Origin of the sequence: Moraxella nonliquefaciens, assembly GCF_001679005.1 — a bacterium.
GTDB classification, from domain to species: Bacteria; Pseudomonadota; Gammaproteobacteria; order Pseudomonadales; family Moraxellaceae; genus Moraxella; species Moraxella nonliquefaciens.
On the sequence record NZ_LXTW01000016.1, the window covers coordinates 1 to 9,476 of the forward strand.

General features: G+C 44.8%; 8 protein-coding genes. All 8 read left to right on the top strand.

What is annotated here, in order from left to right; genetic code table 11:
- Positions 1–104: 104 nt before the first annotated feature.
- The 8 genes from A7456_RS06240 (at position 105) to A7456_RS06270 (ending at position 9,345) form a co-directional block, all read left to right on the top strand.
- Positions 105–575: a prepilin-type N-terminal cleavage/methylation domain-containing protein gene (locus tag A7456_RS06240; RefSeq protein ID WP_067008744.1), complete on the top strand. Its 471-nt coding sequence runs from the start codon at positions 105–107 to the stop codon at positions 573–575.
- A complete protein-coding gene (gene pilV, locus A7456_RS06245) occupies positions 569–1,114 on the top strand; it encodes a type IV pilus modification protein PilV (protein WP_067008747.1) in 546 nt (181 codons plus the stop codon). The genes A7456_RS06240 and pilV overlap by 7 nt, the downstream gene beginning before the upstream one ends.
- Positions 1,114–1,539, top strand: coding sequence for a PilW family protein (locus tag A7456_RS10945; RefSeq protein WP_082995481.1), 426 nt, complete (start codon positions 1,114–1,116; stop codon positions 1,537–1,539). The genes pilV and A7456_RS10945 overlap by 1 nt, the downstream gene beginning before the upstream one ends.
- Entirely contained in the window at positions 1,487–2,077 is a 591-nt protein-coding gene (locus tag A7456_RS10950; RefSeq protein WP_145916089.1) for a PilW family protein, read from the top strand. The genes A7456_RS10945 and A7456_RS10950 overlap by 53 nt, the downstream gene beginning before the upstream one ends.
- Positions 2,078–2,153: 76 nt before the next feature.
- Entirely contained in the window at positions 2,154–3,047 is an 894-nt protein-coding gene (locus A7456_RS06255; RefSeq protein ID WP_067008750.1) for a hypothetical protein, read from the top strand.
- A gap of 93 nt (positions 3,048–3,140) precedes the next feature.
- Positions 3,141–8,195: a PilC/PilY family type IV pilus protein gene (locus A7456_RS06260; protein WP_067008752.1), complete on the top strand. Its 5,055-nt coding sequence runs from the start codon at positions 3,141–3,143 to the stop codon at positions 8,193–8,195.
- 29 nt (positions 8,196–8,224) lie between these two features.
- On the top strand, positions 8,225–8,827 hold the full coding sequence (locus A7456_RS06265; RefSeq protein WP_082995483.1) for a type IV pilin protein: 603 nt from the start codon (positions 8,225–8,227) through the stop codon (positions 8,825–8,827).
- 53 nt (positions 8,828–8,880) lie between these two features.
- The gene (locus A7456_RS06270) at positions 8,881–9,345 is read left to right on the top strand and encodes a type IV pilin protein (RefSeq protein WP_082995484.1); all 465 of its coding nucleotides are present in this window, start codon (positions 8,881–8,883) and stop codon (positions 9,343–9,345) included.
- Positions 9,346–9,476 lie beyond the last annotated feature (131 nt).

Genomic DNA, 9,476 nt, shown 5'->3' on the forward strand with positions numbered 1-9,476 from the left:
TAGGGAGGGGAGTACGTCACTGCAATAACGATACAATAATGATGATTGATTGTCTTAATTTTTTTGTCTTAACCTAATTGTCTTAATAATGTGATGGATAATACATGAAAGCGTTTAACCGCCCGATACAGACTGGCTTTACCTTGATTGAGTTGCTAGTGACCATCAGTGTCTTAGGCATCATTGCTAGCATCGCTGCCCCATCATTTCAAAATCAGATAGCCAAACGAAAAATGGAAGACGCATTCAGCCAAATTGAGACCTGCTTTAAAGAAAGCCGTATTGAAGCGAACATCACTCGCAGTCCCGTAACTGTTCGGTTTAATACACAAACGTTAAACTGTGCCACTAAAGGCAATATTGAGTTTGCGCCTCCTTTGTCTGTTGTGGCTGTTAGAGGCACACCAAGCATTCGATTTAACGCCAATGGTACTGTAAATTTTGTGGGTGCAAGCTCAGCAACTTTAGAAGAGACGTTTCAAATTTGTTATAATGACTATGCACAAGGTTCTATAGACTTGACCATCAACTCAAGGGGCAGACTGTCAAGAAACACTGGGGGACGCACATGTTAAGCTTAAGCACACACCAACAGCAAGGGGTTGGTCTGGTTGAAGTGATGGTGGCATTACTGCTTTTGGCAGTGGGTGTCATGGGCTTTGCAGCCTTACAAATGACAGCAATCAAGGCAACTGATGAAAGCTTGGTGAGTGGACGGGCATTGGCCGTGATGCGTGGTGGGGCGGAGATGATGCGTGCCAATCCCAATCATATTTCTGTTTTTAAACAGGTGCTTGATAACAACCAAGCCACCTATAATGGGATAACCAAAGACAGCTGTCTGCAAAACGATATCACTAAAAATCAAGCGACATGCACGAAAGAACAAATCGCCATACGTGATGCGCTGGTATTAAGACAATTTGCCATGGACAACTCAATTCAAATACAAGCCCATGAATGCCCCCCTGTCTCAACAGGTGTGCCATTGATGTGCCTAATCGCCAGTTGGGGAGACACAAACCCCACCATTGGTGCAGCCGATACGGATTGTGTGACTGCCAATGGCGATTATAAAACTGGCTCTTCTTGTTTTGTGATGGAGGCGTATTGATGCAACAGCAACAATGGCGACAGTCTGGTTATCCAAAAGTCAGTCAAGCCAATATCAGCCAAGGTTTTACCTTGGTTGAGCTGATGATAGCATTGGTATTGGGACTGCTTATCTCAGCGGCGGTATTGCAGGTGTATTTGAGCGCTTTTCGCACCTCGTTGGTTCAACAAGGGGGGTCTGAGATAGCTGATGCCAGTGTGTTTGGCATCCAAAACTTAGAGCATCAAATCAGACTGGCAAACTTAGGTAACAGTGTCTTTCAAATCAATCAAACCACCAAATTTGGTGGGGTGGTATTATCCGCCCAAAATGTTGGTTTGCCAGCCAATGACCCGGGCATCTCTGGCAACTTGATGACCACAAGTTCTGACAGTGCCCCCCCCAAACACTGCTTCATCAAGCAACTCAACATGGACTGGGGGTAGTGGCACAAACATAGCCAGCGACCAGCTGACCATACAGTATCAAAATGTCATTGATGCAGGTCTTGTGGACTGTGAGGGCAATACGGTTGCCTTAAATGATTGGGTGATTGAGCGTTATTTTATCCGTGGTAATGGCATCTTTACTTGTGATGCAGGACGTGTTGAGCCAGCAGGTGGTATTAAACCTGCCAATACCACCAATACCCCAACTTTTGGTAATGAAGGCGTGGCATTTATGGATAATGTTGAACAATTTAAAGTATTGCTTGGGGTGCAAAGTAGAGATGCCAACCATTTGGCTTATATTTCCCCAAGCAAGTATTTGGCATTGGCAAATTCAGACCGCTTATATCAAGCCCCCATCATTGCAGTCAAACTGGGTTTTTTGGTACGCAGCAATCACGTCATACCAGAAAGCACAGGCAATGAATACACCATCTTTGGTACAGAAAATACCGTGAGTAATCAAGACAACTTTTTACGACGCAACTATGAATCGACCATCATGTTGCGTAATGCTCGGGTCATCACCCCATAATGGTCATTTATCGGTCTTATGGCTGGATAAATAACCAGTTGGATAAGTCGTTGGACAAACGTAGTTGGATAAATTTATGAAATCAGACTTTGCCAATCCGTCATATCACCAAAGTAGTCTTGGCTTAAAACGCAGTCTTGGCTTGAGTAGTCATCGTCAGCAACAGGGGGTGGCGTTGATTGTCGTGTTGCTGGTGTTGATATTAATCATCATTATCGGAGCGGTGGCGGTTAGGCGCAGTCAGACTGATCTTAGGCTGGTCAGTAGCAGTCAGATAGATACCTTGCTACTACAAGGGGCAGATGGGGCAAACATGAAGCTAGAAGAAGCGGTTAACCGTCCTGTTCGTGACCCGATTTATGAAGACATGGTCAACCGCAATAATGGCATCTTTGGGCATTTTATCACCAACGCCTCAGACACAAGTCAAGATGAGCTGATCTATTGTTATAACCCAAGACAACTGCAAGTTAACACCAGAACCGCTACCATCAGGCGAGATGGTGGCACACTCTCGGGATATGGGCCGGGTGAATGTAACCCCAGTACCGCAACAAGCTACATCAGTGCCAGGCAGACTGTCGCCACGCAGGTACATATTACCAAAGCACCAACAACAGCCACAGGTCCATTTGGAGTGGCAAAACAAGGAGCGAACTTGTCCACTTCTGGGGAGAGTGGTACTGCTCCAGCCAACCATCTGTTTAACATAGAGACGGTGTCGGCTGTCCCTGCTTATGGCCGTTCAGCCAGCAGTCCAGCGACTTGTTACAGTAACCGTCATGGCGGTAACACAGTCCGATCAACAGCCGATAATCTGGCCAGCTGTTTAAAGAACCAAGGTGTGCCAAACAAACAGCTGATGGAGCAAGTTGCCGTGGAGCTTGTCAACAACATCATCCCTTGTACGGAATTGGGTCAAGGCAGTGGGGCGGTGGCAGCTGGCTGTGTCCCAACCGCCACCCCTTAACACTTTAAGACCAGTATTTAATCAAGACCAGTATTTAACAAACAGCAATCCAGCGTATCAAATTAATCGACAGTTAGCCAAAGGGTATGCACAATGAAACTTAACAAAAAGCTTAACAAAAAACTCACCAACCAACCCAACCCTCCCCAACCCTCAACATCGATGCCAAAAATAGCACCAAAATTGGCATTGAGTCATCTGTTTGTGGCGATGGGGGCGTTATTGGCAAGCAACTCGGTGCAGGCGGACACGGCTGTCAAAAAAATTGGCGACTTGGAGATTTATCAGGCAGCTCAGGCTGGTAAAATCAACTTAACCATGATGCTAGACACCTCAGGTTCGATGGGCATCAGCTCGCTTGTGCTGCCAAAAAATAACCTATTTGGTAGCCCTGGTGATGTGGATAAATCCTTGTGTAAACAAGCCATCCAAGATGGTGTGCCTCAGTGGCAATACAATGCCGTTGATAGACGACCTAACAGTGAAACCCGTGGTAAAACTTCCTTTAAAAAAACCGTTACCGTCGGTGGAGAGCAGATTGACTATTATCTAAGAGGGTGTACCAGTCCTGACAGTAAGACTAAGACACCTTATCTTTATCCTTATCCTTATCCTTATATTGATCATAGCGGTAATTTGGTCGAGGACGAAACAGGTAAGTTTGATAGGCTTTCTCGGCTTAAAGATGCCTTAATCAACTTGATTGCTTCTGACACCATTAACAGTAATGTCAGAATTGGTTTGGGGACTTTTTCGGCTAAGACCAACACCAAATTGGGGGATTCTGACATACCTTTGGTTGATGGTCATTCTGGCGTTATGCTGGTGCCTGCTGCCCCTTTGGATACTAAGCAAAAAATCAAACTCATCAAAGCGATTGCCGCCATTCAATCCATCGACGCTGGGACAGACCAAACAGGTAAAACAAACGCCAACTACCAACCATCAAATCAAAATCCTATCATACCAGACGATTTGATTAAGTCGTCAAGTGGCACACCAACAGCACACGCCTATGCAGAAGTGGGTGCTTATATGATGGGTACTTCCACTGGTACTTCACCAAACCTACCACCTGCCAAATTAAAATTTCTTTATGATGGCGAAACCATCATGAAAAAAGGTAATGACACCATCTATTGGCTGTGTGTTAATTTGCGTACCCCCAACAGAACCACCGCAATGGCTTTACGTAATACGGCGGGGGTGTTTCAATGCGATAACCAGTACTTTAATGACAACTATCTGTATCTACAAAATAACAAATACTACTTAAGAGTGGAGAGTAATTCATATCCCACATTAGGCAATAATCCTAATACATATCAGCATTTGTATAAACCTGATGGCACAAAAGCCACACAACAAGAAGCCAATAAAGCGTTGGGGGGGATTACTCAAGGTATCTATGGCGATAATAGAGACTATGTGTGGCATATGTATAAACGCATTCCCAACGGTTGGCGACTGGGTGGCTGGATGAAAGTGCCTTATCAGTCTATGGACATCGAGCCTGTGACATCAAAAAACTGGACTAATGCTGAAGCTGGTGCAGCATCGGCGGTCAGTTATCGCACCAATCCATTTGCCATTGAATATGACGTCAAGCAAACAAGCTCAACCACCACCGAAAGAAAGCTTGTTTATGATAAGTGTCCCACTGGATTTCAGCCAGACGGCTATTGGCCATCGTTGTGTTATAAAGAACGTTCTTATGCAGACCAATGGAAATCAGATGCTATCTTTCAAAATGAATATAATCTTTATGGACGTAGAGTAACTAGAGTTTATTGTGATCAGCGAGTCAGTCCGGCAGTGGGTAAAACCGATACACTAACTTATCACTTTGATGAGAATAATAGGCAATTTCCCAAAAATCCTGTTGACAAACGGTATGATAAGGCAAACGTAAACGTCAATAACTGGGAAAATCCTGGAACGGGCAAATGTTACCAAAAAAGACATTATATAACTCGTAAAGTTTATTACAAAAATGTCACCAACACAGATACCCAAGAAACACAGACACCCATTGATAACATGTATGGCGGTTTTATTTACTCAGCTGATGAAACCAAAAATGGCAATCACTACCATCGTGGGGCAACACCGCCAGATAGCCCATCTGCCCTGTGTGATGCCAATGGCATCTACTTCTTAACCGATGGTGCGCCCAACTCCACCAAAGATGACATGGCAAAGACCATCTTAAACCGCTCGCTGAATAATGAAGCAAGGTACACCATCACCAGCAAACCATCAGGATTGCCATCGCCTAGATTACAGTCAGGTTTGTTTGCTGGCGAAACAGGGGGTTGGGAATGGATTGGTGAATATGCCAAACGCCTGAACGACCCCACCAAAAACCCCGCTGGTGTGTCAATTAAGACGGCGGTGGCAGGATTTGGCTCATCATTTGCAGGGTTAAATTATAACAGTGTTACCAAAAAATATGACTGTAATACCGAAGGTGCATCTGATGATGCCAAAAACGCCTGTAAATGGGGACAACGAGGCGAAGGTTATGGTGAAGGGGGCTTCTTTCATACCCAAAGTTCACAAGACATCGCTGACAGTATCGTTGATTTTATTTTATCGTTAGACAATACCATTCCAGCATCCCCATCAGGGGTCATCACCGTGCCTAAAGACCCCTTTAAGGCCATCGGTGAGATGCCTTATGCTTTCATGCCCACGGTAGAACCTCGTGTGGGTGGTGGGGCTAACAGCAATGTTTGGCTAGGCAATGTCAAAAAATACAACCTGCACAACGGCACGCTACAAGGCAAAAATAACAAAAGCATCTTTAAAGGCATCAGTGGCAGCTTAGATTCAAGTGTGGCAGATTTTTGGAGCAACGCCTCAGGGAGGAATGATAACGACTTGGTAAAAGTCGGCGGTGTGTATTCTAATTTGGCACATCCCAACACAGCGTTAAATAATGTCAGAACGGTGTATGTAGAAGACATCACCGCAAAAGACGCGTCTACCACCGAATTTAAAAAACTGGGTGTGGACGTTCAAGGCAGACCAGTGGGATTTGATCAGTTGTATGACACCACGACTTATAACAAACAAAATCAAATCAGGCTGTTGCAGTTTTTGGGCTTTAGTGAAGCTACTTATAATAACCAAACTAAATCGTTAGATGAATGGGCAAGCTCAAGTACAGACATTAAAGACTTAACATTGGTCAAGCCATCTAGTACCGATAAAGTCTTGGGTGCTTCTATCCACAGCAAACCCATCGCCGTCTCTTATGGGGCCAGTCTTGATGATAAAGGGCGTGTGTTGGACACAGACCGTCAAGATTATGTGTTCTTTGGTAGCATGGATGGGGCGTTGCATTTGGTCAATGCCAAAGACCGAGCTAATGGCGGTGGCACAGAAGATGTTGCCATCATTCCTAGAATCATGATGAAAACACAGCCTGAAGCCTTAGTGCCTAACTCAACCTACTCAGCCACTGCTGATCGTGCAACTGGTGTACCTAAGTTTGGCATAGATGGTCATTGGACATTTAAAAACACCTACAAATATGACTATAAAGACAAACAAGTCAAGCCTGCTGATAGAATGCTGGCATACGGAGGCATGCGTCTGGGCGGTGAGGGGCTGTTGGCATTGGACATCACCAATAAAAATGAACCCAAAAAAGCATTTAGCAGTCAAAACAGTGCCTTGATAAACAGCCAAACACCAGGTTTTGAACGCATCGGTTATATTTGGAATCAACCAACACTGGCACGCATCAAAACAAGCAAATCCGACACCAAAGGCACAGACGTGATTATCTTTGGTGGTGGTTATGACATGTGCTATGAATATGAAGGGTTTCAACATGGCAGAGTTGATGGCAGCCTAGGCAGTTGTTCTAATAAGACCGACATCAAAGGCAACGCCGTCTATATCGTTGATGCCAATACAGGTAAGCTACTGTGGCGTGCATCATCAAATTCAAATGGCAGTATAACAAATGCCAAAACCCATGAAGACCTAAAACACAGCATTGTGGCAGGCATCTCTGCCATCGACCGCAACGCTGATGGCATCACTGACCACTTATACTTTGGCGATCTTGGCGGTCAGCTGTTCCGTGTGGACTTTAAAGATGGCATGATCAATGACAGTCAAATCACCAAATTGCTAAAAAATGAATATGAAAACACCGCTAACGCCAAATACACACATCGCTTTTATGAAATGCCCGTGGTGAGTATTCATCGTAACCCAACCAGCAATCAATTGTTTGCACTGATTAACATTGTCTCTGGTGATAGAAGTTCGCCGTTATCTAAGATGCGTAATGACAACCAATATGCCGACCGTGTCTATGGCATCATTGATACTGATGTTACCAAAATCAACTTGTTTGATGATAAGTTTACTAAAACAGTGAAAGACCTAACAAATAACAAACTTGTTGATTTATCGACAGCCATGGGTCCTGTGCCATCTACTGGCTATACTGATGACCAACGCATCAGTGCGATGCAACCCATGATAAAAGGTGTAAAACAAGGTTGGTATTATCCATTAACACGCTTTGATGGTTGGAGTGATGTTCGTTATGGCAAAGGTGTGGGCAAAGCAGATATCTTTGCAAACCACTTATACATCAGCGTCTTTAACCCAGACATGAGCTACTCAAACGCCAATGCTTGTACCGCTAAAATTGCAGGTGGCACAGAACGACAAATGTACTGCCTGCCTTATGGAGTGTGCGTAGACCCTGCTGGCACGCCCGCATCACAAAAGCGATACACCCAATCTAAAAATGGCACAGCAGGCTTTATCCGTGCAGGGCAAGGCTTACAAGAACTTAACTTTGGCCCCATCAGCTCAGACAGAACTGATGCACGTGTGCTGATTAACACCACATCAATAACCGAACAAATCAAACAACAAAATCGAGTTAATTTTGGTACTGATGCTGGTAAAAGACTCAGACCACCCAGCGTGGGACTTGGTAACCAAAGTGGCAGTTCTTCACCTAATAATCCGCCGATCATTGGCTTGAATCAAACCAACATCACCACCAGTGGCGGTTCTACTGCTAGCAGTGTTGCAGGTGATGGCACAGGCGAGCTGAGCATCGAAAGCCAACGCTATATGCTACAACCCAGACAATGGTACGAAAAGCCCTAATTCACCAGCAGATAATTGGATGGTAACCCATGTTAAGCACAACACATCATAACCTGCCCAACATCGCCACCAATGGGCAACATAGACTGAGCAATCAGGGCTTTACATTAATCGAGCTGATGATAACAGTGGCGATCATCGCCATCATCGCAGCGATTGCCTTACCGTCCTATCGTCAATTTGTCATTCGTAATGCCGAAGCTCAAACTCAGGCTAAAATGCAACAACTGGCTGTTGAGTTGGAGCGGTGGCGTAGCAACAGCCTAAGCTATCGTAATTTTCACCCAAGCAGTTGTGGCACAGGCAACAACTGCTATGATGTGGACAACACCCAAATTTATGTACCAACAGGCAGCACAGCGACAAATTATCGCTACATCATCACCTTAACCAACCGCAGTCCAACCAGTTCACTGGTACCACCAACTGCCACAGCACAGACATCAGCACCGAGCAACATCGCCATCGGACGTGATTGGATGATGGTGGCAGAACCAAACAGCAATCTGATGGGTGCGTCTAAAATATATCTGGACAGCCATAATATAAAGTGCATGACTTCCAGTAACACCCCTGATGTTGCCACCATGCAAAACAACCACGGTTGTGGCATCAGTGCCAAAAGTTGGTGATTTTGTGTGTGGGGTTGTTTTAGGTTGTTTTATTTTTTATTGGGCGTAAACATATGATGATTCAAGACCACGTTACCATGACACCTACCACATTTCAAACGTCACAAAACGGCTTTACCCTTATTGAGCTGATGATTGTGGTGGCGGTGATTGGGGTGCTGGCAGCAATTGCCTACCCCAACTATCAAGAGTATGTCAAAAAAACCAAACGCACCGCCATGATGGCAGAGTTGGTCAATCTGGGCAACCAGATAGAAGCACAAAAGCTGTCTAAAGGCAGTTATGCAAAAATTACCACCACAGACTTTAGTGGTAACTATCCTAAAAATGGCACAGCCTTGTATGCTGTCACGCTGAATCTAGATGCCAATGCTGACGGTAATTTAAGAGATTGGGTACTGACCGCCACTCCCATCCCCACATCTACCATGGCAGGTGATGGCACGCTCAGCTTTAACCATCAAGGCAGAAAATGCCGAGACAGCAAATGTGGGCAAGGCGATGCGTGGAGAGATTGATGGGTTTTTTGCTAAATGATGTCCACCAAATCAGTAAAATAAACGTAAACAATATTGTAATTATTATTGTTTAGTATCAGAAAAAATTACAGCCTATCACTATCCTAGCTGCCACCGCCGTAAACCTGCGA

What these genes read in the sequence shown, in the direction of transcription:
- A7456_RS06255 (WP_067008750.1), top strand. Translation starts at nt 2,154, where the DNA reads ATGAAATCAGACTTTGCCAATCCGTCATATCACCAAAGTAGTCTTGGC.
- pilV (WP_067008747.1), top strand. Translation starts at nt 569, where the DNA reads ATGTTAAGCTTAAGCACACACCAACAGCAAGGGGTTGGTCTGGTTGAA.
- A7456_RS06270 (WP_082995484.1), top strand. Translation starts at nt 8,881, where the DNA reads ATGATGATTCAAGACCACGTTACCATGACACCTACCACATTTCAAACG.
- A7456_RS06260 (WP_067008752.1), top strand. Translation starts at nt 3,141, where the DNA reads ATGAAACTTAACAAAAAGCTTAACAAAAAACTCACCAACCAACCCAAC.
- A7456_RS10945 (WP_082995481.1), top strand. Translation starts at nt 1,114, where the DNA reads ATGCAACAGCAACAATGGCGACAGTCTGGTTATCCAAAAGTCAGTCAA.
- A7456_RS06240 (WP_067008744.1), top strand. Translation starts at nt 105, where the DNA reads ATGAAAGCGTTTAACCGCCCGATACAGACTGGCTTTACCTTGATTGAG.
- A7456_RS06265 (WP_082995483.1), top strand. Translation starts at nt 8,225, where the DNA reads ATGTTAAGCACAACACATCATAACCTGCCCAACATCGCCACCAATGGG.